Raw genomic sequence first — 22,051 nt, 5'->3', positions numbered from 1 at the left:
CCCACTGTCACGTTTCAGAGCCTGCGTACCATGAATCAACACGACGAAATCTACCTGATCGACCTGTGGCGCATCCTGCGGCGCGAGTGGCGCTGGGCGCTGGCTGCGGGGGTGCTGGTGCTCGGCATGACGTTCGCCTTCCTGCGGGTGGCGACGCCGCAGTGGGAAGCCACCGCCTGGATCCAGGTGGGCGAAATCGGACCCACGCCTGCCGGTCGCGACCCAAAGGTCGAGCCGTTCCAGCGGGTGATCGATCGCATGAAGACGCGGCTGTTTCAGGACGCGGTGCTGCACCAGGCCGGGGTGCCGCTCAAAAGCCGTGCCGCGCAGCTGTATCGCGGCAGCCTGAAGCCGGATCCGGACCCGTACGCCAATCTCATCGGTGTGACCATTCGCGCCGAATCCGCGCAGCAGGCGCGCAGCCTGGCGATGGCCACCGTCACCGCATTGCAGAGCCTGCATGGCGACACCAATACCGCCGCGCTCGCGCTTGCACGTACGCGCCTACAGGGGCTGGACGAGGATCTGCGCGTTGCCACGCTCACTCGCGAGCAGCTGCAAACGCAACTGCAATCCGGCTCTGTAGCAAGCCCTGCGCAGGTGCTGGCCGGGGTGTTGCTGACCGACAACACCACCGCCATCCGTGCGATCAAGAGCGAGCGCGACGATCTGATCGCGCGGCTGACCGCGCGTTACACCTATCAAACCTCGTTGGCGTGGCCGTTGTATGTGCCCGAGCAGCGGGCATTTCCCAATGCGCTGATGATCTGGGCGGTCGGTCTGCTCGGTGGAGCGGGGTTGGGCGTGCTGGTGGCGGTGCTGCGCAATGCCTGGCGTCGCCGTCGGGTTGAAGGCGCTCGTGCCATTGCGTGAGAGCTGACAAACGCGACTGCGCGCAACGCCATGCGGGCGCTGGCGCTGCGCGGCATGTGCAACGCGGCCGCTCCGGCGTTGACTGCGCCGTGCACATCCACCTGACGACTGCGCGCTAGGTTCTGTTAGCCGCTCCATGATCAGCAGGGCGTCGCTGTTCACTGTGCTTGCGTCAGAAGTGAAAGGCCGACCCTTGACTGCGCCGTTGGCATGCGCACGCGCGGCACGTCGTGATTGACACGCGCAGCGCTGCCGGCGGCGTTTTGTCGCCGCCGAATCTGCAGCCAATCATTCCTGGCACTCCGCGCGCGCGGCCCGACTGCAACCAAACCGGCTGGTGCTGGCACTCACGGGTCTATCAAGCGATACCGCGTTGGCGGTGCCGCGTCTGGAGAGTGTCGTGAAATCAGCAGGACGGGTGGGGGAGGCGATGCATGTCAGTGGTCAGTGAGCATGCCGCGCGCGGCGGAACAGTCGCGCCGGAGCAGTTGCTGGAAACGCAACGCGCGTTCGACAGCGTCGCCCCCGATTACGATGGCCCACGCGGCAACAATGCGCTGATCCAGCGTATGCGTACCACGTTGTGGGACACGGTGGCCGCAGAGTTGCCGGTCGGCTCGCGATTAGTGGATCTGGGCTGCGGCACCGGCCTGGATGCGGGCGAGTTCGCGCGTCGCGGCTACAGCGTGCTGGCCACCGACTGGTCGCCGGCCATGATCGAGCGCACCCGCCATCGCGCCGTCACGCAGGGGCTGGAAGAACGCCTGGCAGCCGCACATGTCGGCATCCAGCAGCTCGATCAGCTGGAAGGCACCTTCGACGGCATGTACTCCAATTTCGGCCCGCTCAATTGCGCGCCGGATCTGCCGGGGGTGGCCGCCGAATGCGCGCGACTGCTGCGCGCCGATGGTTGCCTGGTGTTTTCGGTGATCGGGCGCATCTGCCCGTGGGAAATCGGCCATTACACCTTGCGCGGGCGCTTCAAGCGCGCCGCGGTGCGTGCGGCCAAGGGCGCAACCGCGGTGGGCATGAACGGCCACACCATCTGGACCTGGTACCACCTGCCGCGCGAGTTCTATCGCGCGTTCGAAAAGCACTTCGTGCTGGACAGCTACCGTGCCCTCAGCCTGTTCCTGCCGCCCCCGTATCTGGTCGATTTTTGCGAGCGCCATCCGCGCGTCTCCGAGCGCCTTGGCCGGCTGGACGACCGTTTCGGTGGGTTGCCGCTATTGCGCGACATGGGCGATCACTTCCTGATCGTGATGCGCAAACGCTGAGTGGAGATGCCGATGTCCATGGCCGATGTCTGTCTGCAGGGCGCGCGATCGATCACGCTCGCGGGCCCGTCGCGCGCAGCGGTGAACCTGCGCGCGGGCCGCTTCGGCGGCACGCTGGGCACCGGCACCTTGCGTCTGGATCTGCAGGGGCATGTGCTGGCGCCGGGCCTGATCAACGCGCACGAGCACTTGCAGGTGAACTGCGTGCCGCCGCTGCCGCAGGGCGCGCCATTCGCCAACAGTTATGCATGGATCGAGGCGTTTCAGGCGCACTTTCAACATCCGTCCGTGGCTGCCGCATTGCGCGTGCCCAAGGCGGTGCGTTTGCGCCATGGCGGGCTGAAGAATCTGCTCGCCGGCGTGACCTGCGTGGCGCAGCACGACCCATGGCACGCCACGCTGGATGAGGCCGATTTTCCGGTCGGCGTGCTCCACGAATTCGGCTGGAGTTATGCATTGGGGTGGACCGGCTACGGCCCGCCGGTGCAGGGCAGCTTTGCGGCAACGTCGGCGGCGCACCCGTGGATGATCCATCTGGCCGAAGGCACCGACGCGGTGGCGCGGGCCGAACTCGATGATCTGGATCGGCTCGGTTGCCTGGCGTCCAACACGGTGCTGATTCACGGCGTTGGCATGGGCGAGCAGGATATCGAGCGGGTGATCGCGCGTGGCGCGGCGGTGGTGTGGTGCCCGTCGAGCAATCTGGCGCTGCTCGGGCGCACGCTCGATCCATGGCGGTTGTGCATGGCCGGGCGGCTTGCGCTGGGGAGTGACTCACGCGTCAGTGGCGCACGCGATCTGCTCGAAGAACTGCGTATTGCTGCCAGCAGCGGGCTGGCGCCGGACTTGCTATTGGGTCTGGCCACCGACCAATCCGCACGCATTTTGCGCATGGCTACGCGCGGGCGCATCGCGCCGGGCGCTGCTGCGGATCTGGTGATCGTGCGCGACCGCGGCGGCGAACCCGCCAGCAGCGTGATCGGCTGCGAACGCAGCGACTTGCGCGCGGTGATCCGCGATGGCAAACCACGCATCGCCGATCCGGACTTTGCACCGTGGTTCGACGCCGCCGGCATCCGGACCGTTCCGGTGGTGCTGGATGGACGCCCCAAGTTGCTGGACGCCAGCTTGGCGGACCCGGCCGTGCTGGCGCTCGAACCCGGCTTGCAACGTGTGCAGGACCTGCAGCAAGCGTCGAGCGCAATGGCAGCGATGGGCGTCGCGTCGTGAGCGCGGTTCCGGTACTCGAGCCTGACGCGGCGTATGCATTGTGGGCCCAGGCGTATCCGCCGCACGCGCATAACCCGGTGATGCAGGCCGAAGAGCGCGCAATGCTTGGCTTGATGCCCACCACCTTGCAGAACCAGCATGTGGTGGATGCCGGCTGCGGTAGCGGCCGCTACATGCTGCATGCGTTACGCCGTGGCGCACGCCATGTCACTGGTGTCGATCTGTCGCCGCAGATGCTCGCGCGCGCCCAAACCGAACTGTCGCAGCATTGGCCAGCTGCGCGGGTGCAGCTGCAGCAGGGCAGTCTGGACCAGTTGCCGCTTGCCGATGCGGTTGCCGACCTCAGCGTGTGCGGCCTGGTGGTCGGGCACCTGCAACGGCTTTGGCCGGCGCTGGAAGAATTGCATCGCGTCACCCGCATCGGCGGCATCGTGTTGTGCAGCGACGTGCATCCGATTGGCCATGCATTGGGCTGGCGCCGCGATTTCAAGGCCGATGGCCGGCACTATGCGGTGCGCCATACCCAGCATCTGTACAGCCATTGGCATTGCGCATGCACGGCATTGGGCTTTGCGATCGAAGCGGTGGCCGAGCCGATGCTGGACCCGGCCGATATTCCTGCCGGCGCGCATTTCGACCAGACGGCGCTGCAGGTGCCGGTGGCGCTGGTGCTGCGGCTGCGGCGTCTGGCGTGAGCATCGCGCTGACACGTTGCCCCCGCAATCCATGCGGCGCAGGCAATCAGCATGACCTGGCGTCGTCTTGCGTTAAGCGTGATTGCGCCGCCCATGCACACCGTGCCAAGCCATCGGCAATCGCGCCGTGACCCTGCATGTTGCACAGCTCAATCTGCTGCCAACGCCTGTCGGTTTGAGCGCTGAGCAGGTCTTCGCGCACTGGCCTTCGCTTGCCGACATTGCCGAGGCGGTGGCCAGCGCAGGTGTGCGCGTTTCGGTGATCCAGGCTTCTGCATTGAACACGCAGATCGCACGGCAGGGCGTCGATTATCGCTTCGTCGCGCTTGGTCCACGCGGAAGCGCTGCGCGCGCGGCCACGTTGTCGGCGCTGTTGCGCGACATCGGCGCCGATGTCATCCACGTGCATGGCCTGGAATTTGCTGGCGATGCGCGCAGGCTTGCGCGCCTGCTGCCGCACATGCCGATCCTGCTGCAGGATCATGCCAATCGCCCGCCACATTGGTGGAACAGGGCAGTGTGGCGGGCTCGCTATGGCGCCGCTGCCGGCATCGCGTTTACCTCGCTGGAGATGGCACAGCCGTTTGTGCGCGCGCGCCTGTTTCGCAGCCGTACGCAGCTGTTTGCGATTCCCGAATCCAGCAGCCGCTTTGCGCCGAGCGATCGCCTGCTGGCACGCGAGCAGACGCAACTGCATGGCGACCCGTGCGTGCTGTGGATTGGCCATTTGAGCGCAGCCAAGGACCCGCTGTGCGTGCTCGATGCGGTTGCCATGGCGGCCGGCCTGTTGCCCGGTTTGCGGCTGTGGTGCGTGTTCGACCAGGCCCCCTTGCTGGAACGGGTGCAGCAGCGGATGCGCGACGATGCGCGTCTGGCGCGGTGTGTGCAGTTGTTGGGCAAGGTCGAGCATGCGCGCGTGCAGGCACTGTTGCAGGCGAGCGACGTCTTCGTGTCCGCCAGCCACGCGGAGAGCTGCGGCTATGCGGCACTGGAAGCCTATGCTTGCGGCGCGCTGCCGTTGTTGACCGACATTCCGGCCTTCCGCGCACTCAGCGATGACGGCGCGGTCGGCGAGCTATGGCCGGTGGGCGATGCCAGCGCATTGTCGGAATTGTTGTTGCGCGTTGCGCGGCAGCGGCCCAGCCGTGCGCAGGTGCGGGCGCATTTTGATACGCGGCTGTCGTTCGCGGCAGTGGGGCAGCGCTGGGCGCAGGCGTATGCAAGCCTGCTGAAGCCAATGCGAGCGCGCCCGCGATGAAGTTGGCGCTGGTGGTGCCGGGCGGGGTGGATCGCAGCGGCGACGTTCGCGTGATTCCGGTATTCCTGACCTTGATCGAATGGCTGGCACGCAGCCACGAGGTGCACGTGTTCGTGCTGCATCAGGAACCCTTGCCCGATACCTGGATGCTGCGCGGCGCCAAGGTGCACAACATCGGCGCGCGACGTACGCGGCTGCGTGCCATCGGCGCCATTGTCGAAGAACATCGGCGCGCCCCGTTCGCGGTGATCCAAGCGATCTTTTCCGGCTATTGCAGCCTGATTGCGGTGAGTGCAGCCAAGCTGCTGCGACGTCCCAGCGTGGTGCATATCGCCGGCGGTGAACTGGTGGCGCTACATGCCATCGGCTATGGCGGCCGGCGGCGGTGGCGCGGGCGCCTGCGCGAAGCGGTCATCCTGCGCCTGGCCGATCGTGTGACCGCTGCCAGCGCGCCGATCATTGATTCGTTGCAAGCGCTCGGTATCGGCGCGCAGCGCGTGCCGTTAGGGGTGGATCTGCGGGCCTGGCAGCCAGTACCACCGCGCCCGCGCGGAGGCGTAGTTGCACGTTTGCTGCACGTGGCCAGCCTCAATCCGGTCAAGGACCAGAGCACCTTGCTGCGCGCGATGGCCGCACTCAAGCGGGCCGGCGTCGCCTTTACGCTGGACATGGTCGGTGTCGACACGCTGGACGGTGCCATGCAGCACCTGGTGCAGCAGCTGGATCTGCAGCAGCAGGTACGCTTTCTCGGCTTCAAGACCCAGCGCGAATTGCGCCCGATCATGCTGGCCGCCGACCTGCTGGTGATGTCGTCTCTGCACGAAGCAGGGCCGATGGTGCTGCTGGAAGCGGCCGTGGCCGGTGTTCCGACCGTCGGCACGGCTGTCGGGCATTTAGTGGAATGGGCGCCGATCGCTGCGCTGGCGGTGCCGCCAGGCGATTGGGCGGGCATGGCCGAAGCCATTCGGCAAGTGCTCGGCGATGACGAACTGCGCCTGCGTCTGGCATGGGCAGCGCAGTGCCGCGCGGTGCGCGAAGACGCGGCCATGACCACGCGTCTGTTCGAACAGATCTACCGTCAGTTATGCGAGCGCAGGCCGCTGGGCTCGACAAACTAGAGCGACCGCAAAACCTATTGCGCAACTGCCAGGCTGAAAAAGCTGGTACTCGGTTCGGCATGTGGCACGCGGACCCGGCGGAGCTGAGCGCGCCGGCCATATCCACCTAGCGACTGCTCGCCACGTTGTTTTGATCGCGCTTGAGGGCGCGATTCAACGACACATCGTGCGCAGCCAGTACGCACTCTGTAGTCCAGAGGCAATGTAGCGTGGCTAAGCACGAAGCAATCCACTGATTGCTGCATTCCTCAGTCATCTTGACCGCGACGACCAACGCAGCATGCAAGGCCGGTGTCGGCGCATGTTCCGCGCCAACGCAGCCATCAGATGCCAACACGGCATTCCACAGGACAGCAACGCAGCCTTATGCAGGCTGCAGATACCCATCGAGCGCGGCACGCACCACATACAGCATGTCGGTGCGCGGGACCGGCCGGGTCAGCCGGGTCATCAGGCGGCGGGCCTGGGTCTGGCGCACCCACGGTTGGTCTTGCAGCCACAACTGGGTCTGCAACATGTCGGCACGCTCCTTGCGGCTCTCTGCCGACGGCACCACGCGTTGGTGCAGATACTGCCGCGCCTCACGCAACGATCCCGACCACTCGATACCGGGCAGTGCCGACAACCACAGGTTCGAGCACGAGGCAGTGGTCAACGTTTGCCGGGCGGAACGGATACGCAGTAGCCGCGGACACTGCGCATGCAGGCGCGCCATCACCGTCGCTGGCACTACCGCGCGGTAATAGCGCTGCAGCAACAACAGCGGCGGCAAGGCCCACCAGGGCGAAATCGCCGGGTCTTCCCACAGCTCCTGCCAGTCGCGTGAGCCCATGCGCGTTGCCAGCAACGCCAGATCGTGCAGATGCATCAACCGGATGCTGCGGTGACAGATACCGCCGGCCGCGTGCAGCAGCAGGTGGCACATCAAGGCGCCGGTGGAGGGGTACGGATTCAGCCCAGGCTGTGGGCGTTCCGGCCAGATCCGCGCGGTGATGTCAACGCTGCGCACCGGCAGGCGTTCCTGGATGCGCGTATGCAGCTCGATGTTGATCGGCGCGTCGCGGTGCTCGCCCAAGCCGGCAACGGCGTCGCCGTGCAGCGGTTTGAACACCTGGTGCTTCCATTGTTCGAACGACGCCACGTAGCCAAGTTCGCACAACAACGCTGCCGCCGCAGGCGCGTCGTCCGGCTGCACCAGCAGGTCGATGTCGGCCATCGGACGATCGCCGGGCAGATACACGCCAAGCCGATGCAAGGCGCTGCCCTTCAGTCCCACCAGCGCAATGCCGGCACTGCGTGCAGCCGCGTCGATCTGCGTCAGCAGCAGCGCAATCCGCCGATGCCGGTCTTCGACATGGCGGCGTTGCTCGCTCAGGAAGGCCGTCCATTCGGCGTTCTGCCACAACGAGCGCCGCTGCAGCAACGGCGACACGCCATGCGCCGCCGCGGCCGCCGCGGCCAGCTGCCACTGCAGCCGGTCCCACTGCGGCGCGTTGTCGCCAGGCTGCGCCAGCTCGTGCGCCAGCTGCTCGGTGGCAGTGTGCAGGCCATGTCTGATGGTGCGAAGCGAAGGCTGCATGCAGGTGATCCGGAAAGTCGAACAGGTTGGCAACAGGATGACGATGGAAAGTGCTGGCGATGCGGTTGGCGGGCGGTGATGCCAGTGCGGCAGTGCTGCAATGCGACTCGCGCGCATGCCCCATCAAGGCGGTCACGCGGCTGCTTGCTGCCGTGGTTGATCAGCCCACCAGCACCGTTTCCAGTTGGCGTGGCTGACGCGCCGCCAGGGTGGCGAGCGGCTCGGTGCGGTGGAGATGTTCCGATACGATCAATGCGGCCCAACGCGCTTCCAGCTGCTCTGACGCTTGCGAAACGGCGTCGGCCGTCATCGTCGTGCGCGCCTGCTGCAGGTCGACCTGGGTATGCAGCAGATTGCGCACGCTGCGATAGAACTCCGAGTCGTAGGCACCATGGAACATCATCGCCAGGTCGTCGCTGTCCTGCCAATGCGTCTTGCCGCCCAGCTGGTTCTTCACTTCTTCATAGAACTTGGTGCCGGGCAGGGGATACGACACGCTGACGCCGATGATGTCCGGGTTGGCCTGTGTCACCAGTGCGCGCGTGGCCAGAATGTCGTCGAGCTCCTCGCCCAGATACCCCAGCTGGATGAAGAAGCCTACGCGAATGCCATGTGCGCCCAGCCGTTCGCGTGCAGCGATCACCTCGGCCACCTGCGTGCCCTTGGTCATCTTGTCGAGGATGCGCTGGCTGCCGCTTTCTGCTCCAATCCAGGCTTCCGTACAACCAGCACGCGACAGCGCGGCGGCCATGCGATCGCTGGCCAGATCGGCGCGGGTCTGGATGGTGAACGGGATGGCGCCGTCGGCCTCGCTCAAGTGCTGCGCAAATGTCTCGACCCAATCGATATGGAAGCCGAAGATATCGTCGGCCATCCACAGATGGTCGGGCTGGAAGTTGCGTTTGAGATGGATCATCTCTGCGGCCACGTCTTCGGCGCCGCGACGTTTGTAATGGTTGCCCCAGATCGGCTTGGCGCACCAGTTGCAGCGGAACGGGCAGCCACGCGAGGCCGCCATGTTCAAGCTGAAATAGCCATGCCGTTGCTGCCAGAACTGCCGATAGCGCGGCATGTCGACCAGGTCCCAGGCAGGCAGCCCGCTCAGGCGTGCATCCGGTGGCTGCGCACCGGGATGTGCGCGCACCGCGACCGGGTCGCTGGTGGCAATGCGCGCAACGCCCGCCAGCCAGGCCTGGTCATCGAGGTGCGGGGTGGCTTCCACACGTTCGATCAGTTCGATCAACGGCGCGATGCCTTCGCCGATCAAGACCGCATGTGCGCCGGCGGCCAGAAATACATCGGGGTTGTCGGAGGCATCCGAGCCCGCCACCAACACCCGACACCCGGCGGCGCGCGCCTGCCCGATCATGCGGCAGGCCGCGTCGCGCATCCGGCTCAGGCACATCTTGGTGAGAAAATTGAAGTTGTCTTCGTAGAACACCACCAGGTCCGGCTGTGCCTCATGCAGCGCGCCGGCATAGTCCTCCACGTCGTCGGCCAGCATGGCGTCGAACAGGCTCAGCGCATGCCCACGCTCGCGCAGCAACGCGGCAATCTGTAAGGTGGCCAACGGCGGATACGGCTTGCCGCGCTCCCATTGTTTCGGATCGTAACGCAGGAAATACGAATGACTGACCTGGATCTTTAGCATCTGCACAAGGCTCTCGTTCTGTTGCCAGATGACGCGCAGCGGTAGCATGCGCAGACACCGGCATTCGGCTCGGCAGTAGGTGCGCACGCAGGCGCCTTTGGTTGCGCCATCGCGCTGCGTAGTAGCGTCGCTGTGATGCGCCAGTTCAGCGCATGCGGCAATGCAACCTTTCGCGATACAACGCGCACACACGGGTTGATCGATGCAATGGATGACAGGCATGCCGCAGTCGGCTGCGTTGGCGCAACACATGCCGGTGAGCGAGCACGCATGCGTGGTTCCGCCGGGTACGCTCGCACCGGACACGGGCGCGGCAGACCCGTTCGGCGAGCAGCGTGCGCGGCGCTTCAGCGTGCAGCGGCAGGTCCTCGGTGCGCTCTTCCACTTTCATAGCGATAGCGAGGCGCTGTTGGCGCTGGTCGATGCCGCCTATGCCGGCCTGCCGGCGCACTGCCTGCCTGCCGCACCGCAGTTCCATCTCACGCTGGATCTGGTACCACGCGCGCCGGACGCTGTCGTCGATGTACCGCCGCCGGTACGCACCCATGCGGTTGGCGGGCTGGTCTGCGGCGTCATGGATGCCTGCAATTACCTGATGCTCTCGGTACCCGAGCGCCGCGCGATGCTGGTGGTGTCCGAAGACATGCTGGCCCACGCCTATCACGTGCGTTACGAGCTCATCGAATTTGCGGTGTTCTTGCTTGCTGCGCGCGGCATCGGGTTGGTGCCCTTGCATGGTGCCTGCGTGGGCCGGCACGGTCGCTGTGTGCTGTTGCTGGGCGCCAGCGGTGCGGGCAAATCCACCCTGGCGCTGCACAGTCTGCTGCACGGCCTGGAGTTCATCGCCGAAGATGGCGTGTTCGTGGCGCCGGAGAGTCTGCTGACCACCGGTGTGGCCAACTTTCTGCATCTAAGGCCGGAATCGCTTGGCCTGCTCGATGCGCGCACGCGCGCATGGATCACTGCAGCGCCCAGCATTCGTCGCCGCAGCGGCGTGGAAAAGTACGAGGTCGATATTCGCCACGGCCATGCCACGCTTGCGTCCACGCCATTGCAGCTAAGCGCGGTATTGATGCTGTCCAGCCAGCCTGCCGATGCCTCAGCACCGAGCCTGGTGCCGGTGCCGCTCACGCAGATTGCCCAATCCCTGGCGCGCGACCAGCCGTACGCTGCCGGTCAGCCCGGCTGGCAGCGGTTTGTTGCGCAGGTGCAGCGCGTGGGCATGTTTACCCTGCGCCGCGGTCCGCACCCGCATGCCTCGGTGGAGGCCGTGCTGCAGGTGCTGCGATGATGGGCTTGCCTATCTCGCACGCGTGCGGCGTGGCGCGTGTCGCGGACCGAATGGCCCATCAAGCCTGCGGCGCAGCTGATGCATAAGCCCGCACATAGCGTCCGGATGCAAGCGGCGCTGCGCAGCTTTACCGACACGCTGGTGCCCGCAGACCTGCCGGCTGTCGCGCTGTACGTCGTGCTGTCGCTGGCCGCCGCATGCGTTGGCAGCATCGTCGCAGTGTGCCTGGTACCGCTGGTGCAACCCGGCCACAGCGTGCAGTTGGCCGGCTACCAACTCGCATTGCCGGGTGGTCTGCCGTTGCAGGTGAGCCTGTTTGTGGTGGTGAGCCTGTTGTTCGCTGCGCTACGTTGGTGCGGGGCGCGCCTGGCCGCACGCCTGACCAGCCGCTATGCAGTGGGCCTGCGTCGACGTGTGCATGCCGCGTTGATCGATGCGCCGTTACCGGCACTGGCTGGCGCCAGCTCGGCGGAGATCGCCAACGTGCTCACCTACAACATCGAGATCGCCACGCAAGGCTTCAGCGCCGTGCTGCAGTTGTTGGTGGCAGGCATCACTGCAGTGGTGAGCGTGTGCATTGCCGCGTTGATTGCACCTGCGCTGCTGTTTGCAACGCCGCTGCTGTTGCTGCTGGCCTGGTTGGGTGTGCGCCTGTCCAGCAGCGATGCGCAGGCACGCATCAGCCGCGACTATGTGGCCGACATGACGCAGCTGTTCTGGTTGAGCGAGGATTTCCCGCGTCGCCTGCGCCATGTGCGTTCGTTCCAGCGCGAAGCGGTCGAAACGCAGCATTACGAACGCATTTCGACGCGGTTGGGGCAAGGCTACGCGCAGCAGCAGGAACTGGTGGCCAGCAGCCGGTTGGTCCTGGAACTCACCGCCGTGGCCGCAATCGCCGGTATTTTGGTGCTGGCCAATCTGTGGCAAGGTGCCGACCGCGCCGCGCTGATCACTGTCAGTCTGCTGCTCGGCCGTTTGTTGCCGTATCTGGTCACCACGCGGCAGAGCGTGCAGCAATTGCGTTCTGCCTGGCCGGCGCTGCAGTTGTGGCGGCGCCATGTGGATCTGGGTGCAACGCGCTTGCAGGCATCGGTCGACGCAGCGCAGCCGCTGCCGGCCGCCTTGCATGTGGAGCGCATCGAGCTGGCGCCGCCGTTGCCTGCGCTGGATATCGGCCCGCTGCTGCTGGTGCCCGGCCAAATGGCCTTGATCGTCGGGGCCTCCGGCGTCGGCAAGAGCAGCTTGATGGATGTGCTCTCCGGGCAGACGCCGCCCGCAGCGTTCGATGCGCACATGGGCGGGCGTCGGCTGGATTTTGCCGCTTATCGGCAACTGATCCGGCACAGCGCCTACATCGGCCAGGGCGTGCGGCCCTGGCAGCGCAGCGTGCGCGATTGCCTGGAATGGGCGTTGCCGGGTGCCACCGAGGCCCGCATGTGGCAGGCGCTGGCCGATGTCGGTTTGCACGCGCGTCTGCAGCGCGACGGTCATGGCTTGCTGACAGCGATCAACGGCCCGGAAAGCCGCCTGTCTGGCGGCGAGTTGCAACGCCTGCTGTTGGCGCAAGTGTTGCTGCGCGCGCCGACCCTGGCGGTGCTGGACGAGGCGACCAGTGCACTCGACGCGCAGGCCGAACATCAGCTGCTGTGTACCTTGCGACAGCGTCTGCCGCACACCGTGCTGGTGGTGGTCTCGCATCGCACCAGCCTGGCCTCGGTCGCCGATCGCACCATCGCGCTTGGGCAGGCAGCGGTTTTGCAGCCGCAGGGCAAGAGCGCGGCCTTGGTGACACGCTACGGAGCATGACGTGCGCCGCGCGCATCGCCGAGCTGTCACACCACTGCGCAGGCGCTAGCGGGCAATCTCTTCCAGCGCAAGATTGCGCGTGCGCGGCCCGAATACGGCGATCACGCTCGCCACGATCGACATGCTGATCACGATAAACGTCAGCACGCCATGGCTGCCGACCTGCGCAAGCAGCCAACCGATCAACACGCTGCTCACCGCCGTCGACAGACGGCTGAACGAGTAGCAAAACCCCACTGCCCGCGCACGCAATCCGGTGGGGAACAGTTCGGCCTGATAGCCATGGTAGGCAAAGCTCATCCAGGCATTGCAGAACGCGATCATGGCCCCGCACAGCACCATGCCGATGGCGTCATGCTGCAGCGAAAACAGCACGCCAAACAACACCGCGCCCAGCGCCGACGCGGTGATCTGCCACTTGTTTTCCCAGCGCTGCGCAAAGCGCAGCAACAGCAGCGGCGCAAGCGGGTAGGCCAGCGAGATCGCAAACGAATAGCCCAGGCTCTTGGTGACACCGGTGCCTTGCGCTGCAATCAGCGCCGGTAACCAATTGCCGAAGCCGAAGAAACCGATGGCCTGAAAAATGTGGAACACCACCAGCATGCCGATGCGCCCGCGATACGGCGCCTGCCACAAGGCCGATACCCGCGCCTGAGCGGCAGGCGCTGCGGCAGCCAGCTGCGGCTCGGGCAAGGGCGCGCCGATATCGCGCACGCAGCGCGCTTCCAGTTGATTCAGCACCGCATCCGCTTCGGCATGGCGGCCTTGCGCGGCAAGCCAGCGCGCCGATTCCGGCAAGCGGCTGCGCAACCACCAGATCGCCAGGGCAAACACACCGCTCAGCAACACCACCCAGCGCCAGCCGCTCACTCCCAGCGGCGCATGCGGCACCAGTAGCCAGGCGGTCAGGGCCACCGTGGGGACCGCCAGAAACTGCACAAAGAAGGCGAACGCAAACGCCGCGCTGCGCATGTGCCGCGGCACCAGCTCGGACAGGTAGGTATCGATGGTCACCAGCTCGATGCCTAGCCCGATCCCCACCGCGAAGCGCAGCACGATGACCCCGGTGGCCATGCTCTGCAGGCCCATCGCCACGGTGGCGGCGGTGTACCAGACCAGTGCGAAGGTGAACACCAGGCGGCGGCCGAAGCGGTCGGCGAACGGACTCAACAGCGCGGCGCCGACGAACAGGCCAAGAAACGTTGCCGCAGCGAACGCAGCCTGATCCGACATCCCAAACACCCCATCGGCCCCCTTGGCAAAAATGCCGTCGGCAATCAGTCCCGGGCTGATGTAGGCGGTTTGGAACAGGTCGTACAACTCGAAGAACCCGCCCAGCGCCAGCAGGCCGACCAACCGCCACAGCGTCGCGCTGGCCGGCAGTCGGTCGATGCGCGCGGCAATCTGTGCGGCACTGGAGTCAGGGGTGGCTGAGGCGCTCATCGCCATCGTTGTCTCGCATTGCCAGGTCAACCCGCATCATAGCCAGCGGCCTGATCCGGTAGCTCCGGCCCTTCGTGGCACCGGCAACGTGTTCGCGCCTTGGTCGATGCATCCCTGCTGCAGCGGCGCGGCCATCTGTCCATAGAGCGGTCGATAAAACGACTGTGCTGCCGTTAGGCGGGCGCGGCTGGTGCCAGGTGCGGCATGGGACCACCGTGCACTTCGGTCCTTGTGAGCCGTCCACATCCAGCTGACGACTTTCCGCACATTGGGTTGTCAGCCGCGCTCGATGACGCAAGCCTCCGCCGCACCCGGTGTTCGGCTGCTGGAATGCTGTAATCCTGTCAGCGTCAGGCAAGCGGCTGGCAATGCCGCTCGGGCAGCCCCATCTCTTGCACATCACTCAGTTCCGGAGCCGTCCGATGACGCCCATTTCCGTGCTCGACCTGGCGCCCGTCTGCGAGGGCAGCGACACCACTCACGCCTTCGCCAACATGCTCGATCTGGCGCAACACGCCGAGCGCTGGGGGTATCATCGGTATTGGTTGGCCGAGCACCACAACATGCCGGGCATTGCCAGCGCCGCCACGGCGGTGTTGATCGGCCACGTCGCCGGCGGCACCAAGACCATTCGCGTCGGTTCCGGCGGCATCATGCTGCCCAATCACGCACCGCTGCAGGTGGCCGAACAGTTCGGCACGCTGGCGTCGCTGTATCCGCAGCGCATCGATCTGGGCCTGGGCCGCGCGCCCGGAACCGATCAACCCACCGCGCGCGCCTTGCGCCGCTATTTCGACAGTGCCGACCAGTTCCCGCAGGATGTGGCCGAGTTGCTGCGTTACTTCGCCCCCGCGGTGCCGGGGCAGTTGGTGCAGGCGGTTCCCGGTGCCGGGCTCGACGTGCCGGTGTGGCTGCTGGGGTCCAGTCTGTTCAGTGCGCGCCTGGCGGCCGCCATGGGGTTGTCGTTCGCGTTCGCCTCGCATTTCGCGCCCGATGCGATGGACGAGGCGGTGGCGATCTACCGCCGCGAATTCCGCCCGTCCGCGCAGTTGTCCAAGCCGCACGTCATGCTCGCCCTGAACGTGGTGGCTGCCGAGACCCAAGCGCAGGCGCGTCGGTTGTTCACCACCCAGCAGCAGAGTTTCGTCAATTTGCGTCGCGGCAAGCCCGGCAAGATCCCGCCGCCCATCGACGACATCGGCAGCTTCTGGCAGCCGCATGAGCGGGTCGGCGTCGAGCGTGCCCTTGCATGCACCGTGCTCGGCGATGCCGACCAGGTCGCGCAGGGCGTGGCCGCCTTTATCGATCGTCACGGCCCGGATGAGTTGTTGTTCACCGCCAACATCTACGACCACGCCGCGCGCCTGCGTTCGTTCGAGATCGCGGCAGAAGCGGTCCGCGAGCTGGACGTGACCACGGCGTGATTCACGTCGCTTTGCGCGGCAATCCGCTCAGATGCGTGCATCTCCATTGGGAAAACACGCATGCAATTTCAGGAACGTAGCGAGAGCATCAAGCAGTTGGCGGAATTGATTCGCGGCGTGGACATTGCGATGTTCACGACCGTCTCGGCGGACGGCAAGTTGGTGAGCCGCCCGCTGGGCACGCAGGAAGTCGAGTTCGACGGCGACCTGTGGTTCGCCACCGCCGCCGACAGCCCGAAAGTGGCGGAAATCGCCGCCGACCCGCGCGTCAATGTGGCCTACGCCTCGGCATCCAAGAATACCTATGTGTCGGTCGCCGGCACCGCCCGCGTGGTGCACGACCGCGCCAAGATCGACGCGTTGTGGTCGCCGGCAATGAAAGTGTTTTTCCCCGGCGGCAAGGACGACCCCAACCTGCGTCTGATCCACGTGCGTGCCGAGTCGGCAGAGTATTGGGACGGCCCCAGCGGCCTGCTGGGCAAGGCGCTGTATTTCGTCATGACCGCCGTCACCGACGATACCGCCAGCCTCTCGGACAACCGCGTGGTCGATCTGAAGTAAGCAAGACCTGACGTAAGCGCCAAGCCCTGATCTGAGCACCAGGACCGGACGTAAGCGACAAGTCCCGATCCAATGACCAAGGCTTGTCTTTAGTACGCCGATCGGGCGTTCTAGGCGCTCGGTCCTTCTAAGTGCGGCGAAAACCAATCGCCGCATTGGTCGTCTGGTTCGCCTGTAGCGCAACGTGTCGCCTACTAACGCAGCGTTAGACCCCATAAGGAACTTCAATGGCAGCCACCGTATTCGCGGCAGTAGCAACATCAATGCAACTTGTTTCGCGCCTCAGAGAGATAAACAAGAACATTGAGAACGCAGAGTTCAGCAACGCGCTTGCCGACCTCGGGTTGGAGCTCGCAAAGCTTAAATCCGAGCTGGCCAGTGTCGTGGAGGAGAACACAAACCTCAAAACGCGGTTGGCCGTCAAGCAATCTACGCCTACCCTTGAGTTCAAGAACGGCGCGTACTTCAAGCAAGACGGTGAAGGTCCGTTTTGCTCCGGCTGCTACGATAATTCGAGTAAAACAATCCGCTTGGTTCCAGTATCCAAAACGTTAGAAGACTTGGCTAGCCATATGTGTCCGGTATGCCAGAGTACGTATGGTGGCAGTGGGGTCTAACAATTCATTCAAGCCGAACCCGCTTCGCGGCTCGGATTAATTCAGGCGTTATCCGCATGGTGTGTATCACGACACCACCGCAACCCAGGATCGCTCAACCGCCCGCCAAGTGCTTTAGCCCCCTCCTGCGGTAGAGGGGTTGGGGTGAGGGTACGTCCGCCAGTAACGTCGACGTTGAACGAACATCCCAACCAGCGTTCGCCAGCGAAGAAGTGTCACCCATTCCAGCATCAGAGGTGATCCGTCAGCGCCAGCAAGCCCAATCCGGCGCGCACTCGACGGTAGAACTCAACGCCACGCCACGGGCCACCAGCCACGAATCAGGTCCACCAACTGATCCGAGGTGATCCCGAATACCGCGATCGACACCAGCGCCGCCGCCCAGCCCACCAACATCAACGCGCCATCGCGTTCCAGCAAGGCCAGCGCAAACAGCAGCAGGATCAGGCCGAACAGATAGTTGGTAAACGGGATCGGCAGCGTCAGCAAGATACCGACCAGCACCAGCAGCAAGCCGGTGAACATCTGCGCCGGTCTCCGATCGAGCATGCCGTGCAAACGCGGCTTGAGCAGGCGGTCCAACCGCTGCAATGTCGGTGCCAGTTTCGCCACGAAACGCTGACTGGTGCGTCGCCGCGGCCCACGGTTGCCGATAAAGGCCGGCACCCACGGCTTGCGCAGGCAGCACATCATCTGCACGCCGATCAGCACCGTCAGCGGCCCGCTGATTCCGCCTGCCACGCCGGGAATCGGGATGAACGACGGCAGGATCGCCAGAAACAAAAACACCCCGAACGCGCTCTGCTGCAGGTCGGCCAGGATCTCGCGCACCCGCAGCACCTGCTCCGGGTCGCCACCGCTGAAGGCCGCCAGCAAGCTGCGGATGCCTTCATTGCGGTACCGCATCTGCTCGCCGCCGGACGCGTCGGATGGCGGAACGCCGTTATCCGACGATGTCATCGCTGTCCTCGTCGCCGATGCGGCTCAACAGCAGCTTGTCCACACGCGCGCCATCCAGATCCACGATCTCGATGCGCCAACCGGCCCAATCGAAGAATTCGCCAGCCTGCGGAATGCGTCCGAAGTAGTAAATGCACAGCCCGGCCAGCGTGTGGTAATCGCCTTCGTCGGCTTCCGGCAGTTCGGCGCCCAGCACTTCGCGCAATTCTTCCACCGGCAGCGAGCCGTCGATCAGCAGCGAGCCATCGGCACGGGTGATCACCAGCGCGTCTTCGTCGGTGTTTTCCACCGCCTGCAGACGGCCGACCACCGCGCCCATCAGGTCGCTGATGGTGACCAGCCCGCGGATTTCGCCGTATTCGTCCACCACCAACGCCATCGACTGCTGTTCTTCGCGAAAGATCTCCAGCAGCTTCATCGCATGCGTGGACTCGGACACGAACAAGGTATCGCGCAGTGCCTGGAACAGGTTCTCGCCGTGCCCGCCCAGGCGCGTGACCAGCGATTTGACTTCCAGCACGCCGGCAATGTCCTGGTCGCTGCTGCGATACACCGGGTAACGCGAGAACTCGTGCTCGCGCATCATCTGCAGGTTGCGTTCCGGCTCGGCATTGGCATCCAGCCAGGCGATGCGGTTGCGCGGCGTCATCAGGCTGTCGGCGGTGCGGTCGCCCAGGCGCATCACCCGGTTCATCATGTCGCGCTCGTGCGCATCGATCACGCCGGCTTCGTGGCTTTCGGCTACCAGCATGCGGATCTCTTCTTCGGTGATCGATGCCGATTCGTCCTTGCCCATGCCCAACATGCGCAGCACCAAGCGCGTGGAGCGCGCCAGCACCCAGACCCCGGGCGCGGCGATCTTGGCCAGCCAGGTCATCGGCACCGCGACAAAACCGGCGATATCTTCGGAGTTGCGCAATGCCAGCCGCTTGGGCACCAGCTCGCCGAAGATCAGCGTCAGGAAGGTGATCAGCGCCACCGCCAGGGTGCTGCCGATCACTGCCGAATACGGTTTGGGGTCGCCAACCAACGAGAAAGTGGCCGACAGCGCAGGGAAGGCCAGCTGCAGCCGCTCGCCGATCGCCTCGCCGATGGCTTCGCCGCCGAACAGGCCGGTCAGGATGCCGATCGAGGTGATACCGATCTGGACCGTGGACAGGAAGTTCTCCGGGCTCTCGGCCAAGGCCAGCGCCCGCGCGGCGCGCTTGCTGGAGCCGGCCATCTGCTTCAGGCGGCTCTTGCGCGAGGTCATCAGCGACATCTCCGACATGGCGAAGAAGCCGTTCAACACGATCAGTGCGATGACGATCAGAAACTCAACCACGGGCGTCTTCCCCGGTCAGTGAAGGGGAGGGCGGGCAAGCACGGGGTTGGCCGGCGCGCGCGAAGGCGGGGCGGCAACGCGGAAATATAGGGTCGTCTTCCATAGGGTGCGCCCGAAGGCGCGGGGGCATGTTAGCAAATCGCAGGGTGATTCGAGCCGGGAAATGCCGGTGTGAAGGCCGCGCGCGGTGCCGATATACCCAGACAGGTCATGGAACGGTCATAATTCGTCCTTGGCGCCCGTCTCTCCCTCGACGGCAGGAAGTTTTCCACCCATGTTCTCGTTGCAGACCATCTTCGGCTCCGGCAAGCAGTTCTATGCGCTTCTGAACGAAGCGGCGCAGGCCGCCTACGACAGCACCAAGGCGTTGCACGCCATGATGCGCACGTCCGACCGGCAACCGGCGCTGGACGCCTTCAAGCTGGCCCGCCTGCGCGAACGCGCCGCCTCCGACAAGATCGGCCAGGCGCTGGTGGACAGCTTCATGACCCCGATCGAGCGCGAAGACATCGAAGCGCTGGGCTCGGCGCTGTACAAGATTCCCAAGCAGGTCGAAAAATTCGCCGACCGCTATTCGCTGGCCACCAAGCACCTGGAACACATCGACTTCGCTCCGCGCGCGGCGATGCTGGAGCAGGCCGCCGCGGTAGTGGTGGAAATGGTCACCGACCTGCCGCAGATGAACATCGATCGCATGACTGCGCTCAACGACAAGCTGCGCACGCTGGAAAACGAGGCCGACCGCCTGATGCTCGAGCTGTACCGCGACATCTATTCCGGCCGCCTGGACACGCTGCAGATGTTCCTGCTCAAGGAGTTCTTCGAGATCCTGGAAAAAGCCATCGACCGTTGCCGCGAGGCAGGGGTGGTGGTGTACCAGATCGTATTGAAGAACAGCTGAGGTCGCCGCGTGCTTACCCTTGTTCTGGTGGTGATCCTGGCCGCGTTGGTGTTCGAGTTCATCAACGGCTTCCACGACACCGCCAATTCCATCGCCACCGTCGTCGCCACCAAGGTGTTGTCGCCCGGCTGGGCGGTGATGCTGGCCGCCGGCATGAATTTGATCGGCGCCCTGACCGGCACTGCGGTGGCGTTGACCATCGCTTCGGGACTGCTCAACACCAACGTGGTCGAGGTCACCCCGCAGGTGATTTTGTGCGCGCTGCTGGGCGGCATCATCTGGAACCTGATCACCTGGTGGAAGGGGCTGCCTTCGTCGTCCTCGCATGCGCTGATCGGCGGCCTGTGCGGCGCCGGTCTGGCCGCCGCGCACAACAATTGGGACGCGTTGATCTGGTCGGAAAGCGTCGGCAACTGGGCCAAGAACAAGGGGCTGTTGTGGAAGGTGTTCGTGCCGATGATCACCTCGCCGATCGCCGGCTTCCTGCTCGGTATCGTGGTGATGCTGCTGCTGTGGGCCATCATCGCCGGCATGTCGCGGCTCGGTGGCCCGATCGGGCGACTGGCGCGGCCGCGCTGGGTCAATGCGTTCTTCGGCAAGGCGCAGATCGCCTCGGCTGCATACATGGGCTACGCCCATGGCCATAACGATGCGCAGAAGACCATGGGCATCATCGCCATGACCCTGATCGGCGCGCAGTCGGCCGGTGCACTGGACAACCTGCCGAGCTGGCTGGCGTTCCTGCATCCGGGCACCGGCCTGGCCGCCGGCGACGGCATCCCGATGTGGATCGTGCTGACCTGCGCGGTGGTGATGGCGGCCGGCACCGCATCCGGTGGCTGGAAGATCATCAAGACGCTCGGCCACAAGATGGTCAAGCTGCATCCCATCCACGGCTTTGCCGCCGAAACCAGCTCGGCCACCGTGCTCACCGTGGCTGCGCATTTCGGCATGCCGGTGTCGACCACGCACAGCATTTCCACCGCGATCATGGGTGTGGGGTTTGCCAAGAACCCTCGCTCGCTGCGGCTTGGCGTGATCGAGCGCATTGTGTGGGCGTGGATTCTCACCATCCCCGCTGCAGGCGGTGTGGCGTATCTGATCCTGACGCTGTTCGAGCTGTTTGGCTGGACCTGAGCCGATGTCGCGGTGCGGTCACGCGCCGCTGTCACGCTGCGGTGTTATTGCGCTGGGGATCTGCCGTGACCGGGTCTGCCTGCGCGTGCTGAGTGAGAACCTTCCGCGATGATGCTTGCCCTGGTGTGCGTGTTGTTCGGCTTGGCCTGGTTGATCGACCGTCGCGGATCGCGGCAGTTGTCGCGCGTGCTGGCCGGGGCCAGCCTGGCGCTGGTGTTCGCGGTCGGTTGCGGGCCGCTGCCATCGTGGATGCTGCAGAACCTGCAGCGTACCGGCGTCAATGATTTCAATGCGTGGGGCGCGCGCAACGTCATCGTGCTGCTGGGCGCCGGCACCGTGCGTCCGGAAGGCCGCGATGCGGTGGCCGAGGCCAATCTGTTCGCCTACGGCCGCATCGTCGAATCGGCGCGGCTGTACCGGCAATGCCGGCACAGCGGCGGCGATTGCAAGATCGAGATCAGTGGCGGCGACGCCCGCGGCCTGGGCCTGTCGGAGGCGGTGGTGTATCAGCGCGTGTTGATCGGGCTGGGGATCGATCAAGCGGATCTGATCATGGAGCCGTCCAGCATGAACACCTGGCAGAACGCGCAGTTCAGTCAGCCCTTGCTGCGCGCGCACCGGCCCGATCGCGTCGTTCTGGTGTCCTCGGCCACGCATCTGCGCCGCGCCGAGCTGTACTTCCGGCACTTCGGGATCGATGCCATCCCGGTGCGCGCCGACTGGCTGACCGCCTCCTGGTCGATCCTGCCGCAGAGCTACAACTTCACCCTGGCCGATGTCGCCTTGCACGAATACCTGGGCATCGCGCGGTATCGGCTGTACCAGTGGATGGGCTGGAACGTGAAAGCGACCGCGCCCGGCGCGGTCTAACGCGTCACGACGCGGTTGATTCATCGCCGGGCGTGA

At 65.2% G+C, this 22,051-nt stretch carries 18 protein-coding genes, 1 other RNA gene and 1 pseudogene; 15 read left to right on the top strand and 5 right to left on the bottom strand.

Annotated elements, in window-relative coordinates; translation table 11 throughout:
* The first annotated feature begins 30 nt into the window (after positions 1–30).
* The 7 genes from XdyCFBP7245_RS14025 to XdyCFBP7245_RS13995 all read left to right on the top strand — a co-directional run bounded on the left by XdyCFBP7245_RS14025 (position 31) and on the right by XdyCFBP7245_RS13995 (position 6,451).
* A complete protein-coding gene (locus XdyCFBP7245_RS14025) occupies positions 31–873 on the top strand; it encodes a Wzz/FepE/Etk N-terminal domain-containing protein (RefSeq protein WP_104616191.1) in 843 nt (280 codons plus the stop codon).
* 54 nt (positions 874–927) lie between these two features.
* Positions 928–1,004, top strand: a non-coding RNA gene (locus XdyCFBP7245_RS14020) — sX9 sRNA.
* Between the two features lie 303 nt (positions 1,005–1,307).
* The gene (locus XdyCFBP7245_RS14015) at positions 1,308–2,150 is read left to right on the top strand and encodes a class I SAM-dependent methyltransferase (protein ID WP_104616190.1); all 843 of its coding nucleotides are present in this window, start codon (positions 1,308–1,310) and stop codon (positions 2,148–2,150) included.
* Positions 2,151–3,380 carry an amidohydrolase family protein gene (locus XdyCFBP7245_RS14010; protein ID WP_104616189.1) on the top strand — a complete coding sequence of 410 codons (1,230 nt, stop codon included), beginning with the start codon at positions 2,151–2,153 and terminating at the stop codon, positions 3,378–3,380.
* A complete protein-coding gene (locus tag XdyCFBP7245_RS14005; RefSeq protein ID WP_104616188.1) occupies positions 3,377–4,075 on the top strand; it encodes a class I SAM-dependent methyltransferase in 699 nt (232 codons plus the stop codon). Before XdyCFBP7245_RS14010 ends, XdyCFBP7245_RS14005 begins: the two co-directional genes overlap by 4 nt.
* Positions 4,076–4,202: 127 nt before the next feature.
* A complete protein-coding gene (locus tag XdyCFBP7245_RS14000) occupies positions 4,203–5,333 on the top strand; it encodes a glycosyltransferase family 4 protein (RefSeq protein WP_104616219.1) in 1,131 nt (376 codons plus the stop codon).
* Positions 5,330–6,451 carry a glycosyltransferase family 4 protein gene (locus XdyCFBP7245_RS13995; protein WP_104616187.1) on the top strand — a complete coding sequence of 374 codons (1,122 nt, stop codon included), beginning with the start codon at positions 5,330–5,332 and terminating at the stop codon, positions 6,449–6,451. The genes XdyCFBP7245_RS14000 and XdyCFBP7245_RS13995 overlap by 4 nt, the downstream gene beginning before the upstream one ends.
* 364 nt (positions 6,452–6,815) lie before the next feature.
* On the opposite strand, the gene XdyCFBP7245_RS13990 is transcribed toward XdyCFBP7245_RS13995, so the two are convergent.
* Entirely contained in the window at positions 6,816–8,030 is a 1,215-nt protein-coding gene (locus XdyCFBP7245_RS13990) for a nucleotidyltransferase family protein (protein ID WP_104616186.1), read from the bottom strand.
* Between the two features lie 160 nt (positions 8,031–8,190).
* Positions 8,191–9,745 (bottom strand): annotated as a pseudogene (locus XdyCFBP7245_RS13985) (B12-binding domain-containing radical SAM protein).
* A 156-nt stretch (positions 9,746–9,901) separates the two neighbouring features.
* Between XdyCFBP7245_RS13985 and XdyCFBP7245_RS13980 the strand changes: the two are divergent.
* Positions 9,902–10,972: a phosphoenolpyruvate carboxykinase (ATP) gene (locus XdyCFBP7245_RS13980; RefSeq protein WP_104616218.1), complete on the top strand. Its 1,071-nt coding sequence runs from the start codon at positions 9,902–9,904 to the stop codon at positions 10,970–10,972.
* Between the two features lie 78 nt (positions 10,973–11,050).
* Positions 11,051–12,778, top strand: coding sequence for an ATP-binding cassette domain-containing protein (locus tag XdyCFBP7245_RS13975; RefSeq protein ID WP_342352093.1), 1,728 nt, complete (start codon positions 11,051–11,053; stop codon positions 12,776–12,778).
* Between the two features lie 45 nt (positions 12,779–12,823).
* Here the strand turns inward: XdyCFBP7245_RS13975 and XdyCFBP7245_RS13970 are convergent, their stop codons facing one another.
* A complete protein-coding gene (locus XdyCFBP7245_RS13970) occupies positions 12,824–14,227 on the bottom strand; it encodes an MFS transporter (RefSeq protein ID WP_104616185.1) in 1,404 nt (467 codons plus the stop codon).
* A gap of 416 nt (positions 14,228–14,643) precedes the next feature.
* Between XdyCFBP7245_RS13970 and XdyCFBP7245_RS13965 the strand changes: the two genes are divergently transcribed.
* The 3 genes from XdyCFBP7245_RS13965 to XdyCFBP7245_RS13955 all read left to right on the top strand — a co-directional run bounded on the left by XdyCFBP7245_RS13965 (position 14,644) and on the right by XdyCFBP7245_RS13955 (position 16,823).
* Positions 14,644–15,645 (top strand): LLM class flavin-dependent oxidoreductase, encoded by a 1,002-nt coding sequence (locus XdyCFBP7245_RS13965; protein WP_104616184.1) that lies wholly within the window; start codon positions 14,644–14,646, stop codon positions 15,643–15,645.
* A gap of 60 nt (positions 15,646–15,705) precedes the next feature.
* Positions 15,706–16,206, top strand: a complete 501-nt coding sequence (locus XdyCFBP7245_RS13960; RefSeq protein WP_010363632.1) for a pyridoxamine 5'-phosphate oxidase family protein — start codon at positions 15,706–15,708, stop codon at positions 16,204–16,206.
* A gap of 227 nt (positions 16,207–16,433) precedes the next feature.
* Positions 16,434–16,823, top strand: a complete 390-nt coding sequence (locus XdyCFBP7245_RS13955) for a hypothetical protein (protein WP_146091675.1) — start codon at positions 16,434–16,436, stop codon at positions 16,821–16,823.
* Between the two features lie 288 nt (positions 16,824–17,111).
* On the opposite strand, the gene XdyCFBP7245_RS13950 is transcribed toward XdyCFBP7245_RS13955, so the two are convergent.
* Both XdyCFBP7245_RS13950 and XdyCFBP7245_RS13945 read right to left on the bottom strand, forming a co-directional pair.
* Positions 17,112–17,783, bottom strand: coding sequence for an exopolysaccharide biosynthesis protein (locus XdyCFBP7245_RS13950; RefSeq protein WP_170068649.1), 672 nt, complete (start codon positions 17,781–17,783; stop codon positions 17,112–17,114).
* The gene (locus XdyCFBP7245_RS13945; protein WP_104616182.1) at positions 17,767–19,107 is read right to left on the bottom strand and encodes a hemolysin family protein; all 1,341 of its coding nucleotides are present in this window, start codon (positions 19,105–19,107) and stop codon (positions 17,767–17,769) included. Before XdyCFBP7245_RS13945 ends, XdyCFBP7245_RS13950 begins: the two co-directional genes overlap by 17 nt.
* Positions 19,108–19,381: 274 nt before the next feature.
* On the opposite strand from XdyCFBP7245_RS13945, the gene XdyCFBP7245_RS13935 reads away from it, so the two are divergent.
* The 3 genes from XdyCFBP7245_RS13935 to XdyCFBP7245_RS13925 all read left to right on the top strand — a co-directional run bounded on the left by XdyCFBP7245_RS13935 (position 19,382) and on the right by XdyCFBP7245_RS13925 (position 22,015).
* Positions 19,382–20,008 carry a DUF47 domain-containing protein gene (locus tag XdyCFBP7245_RS13935; RefSeq protein WP_005992439.1) on the top strand — a complete coding sequence of 209 codons (627 nt, stop codon included), beginning with the start codon at positions 19,382–19,384 and terminating at the stop codon, positions 20,006–20,008.
* A gap of 9 nt (positions 20,009–20,017) precedes the next feature.
* Positions 20,018–21,145, top strand: a complete 1,128-nt coding sequence (locus XdyCFBP7245_RS13930; RefSeq protein ID WP_104616181.1) for an inorganic phosphate transporter — start codon at positions 20,018–20,020, stop codon at positions 21,143–21,145.
* A 108-nt stretch (positions 21,146–21,253) separates the two neighbouring features.
* Entirely contained in the window at positions 21,254–22,015 is a 762-nt protein-coding gene (locus XdyCFBP7245_RS13925) for a YdcF family protein (protein ID WP_104616180.1), read from the top strand.
* The last annotated feature ends 36 nt before the right edge of the window (positions 22,016–22,051 follow it).

Source organism: Xanthomonas dyei, assembly GCF_002939865.1.
GTDB classification, from domain to species: Bacteria; Pseudomonadota; Gammaproteobacteria; order Xanthomonadales; family Xanthomonadaceae; genus Xanthomonas; species Xanthomonas dyei.
Note: the sequence above shows the minus strand (reverse complement) of the source record. Positions and strands in the feature narration are given on the sequence as shown.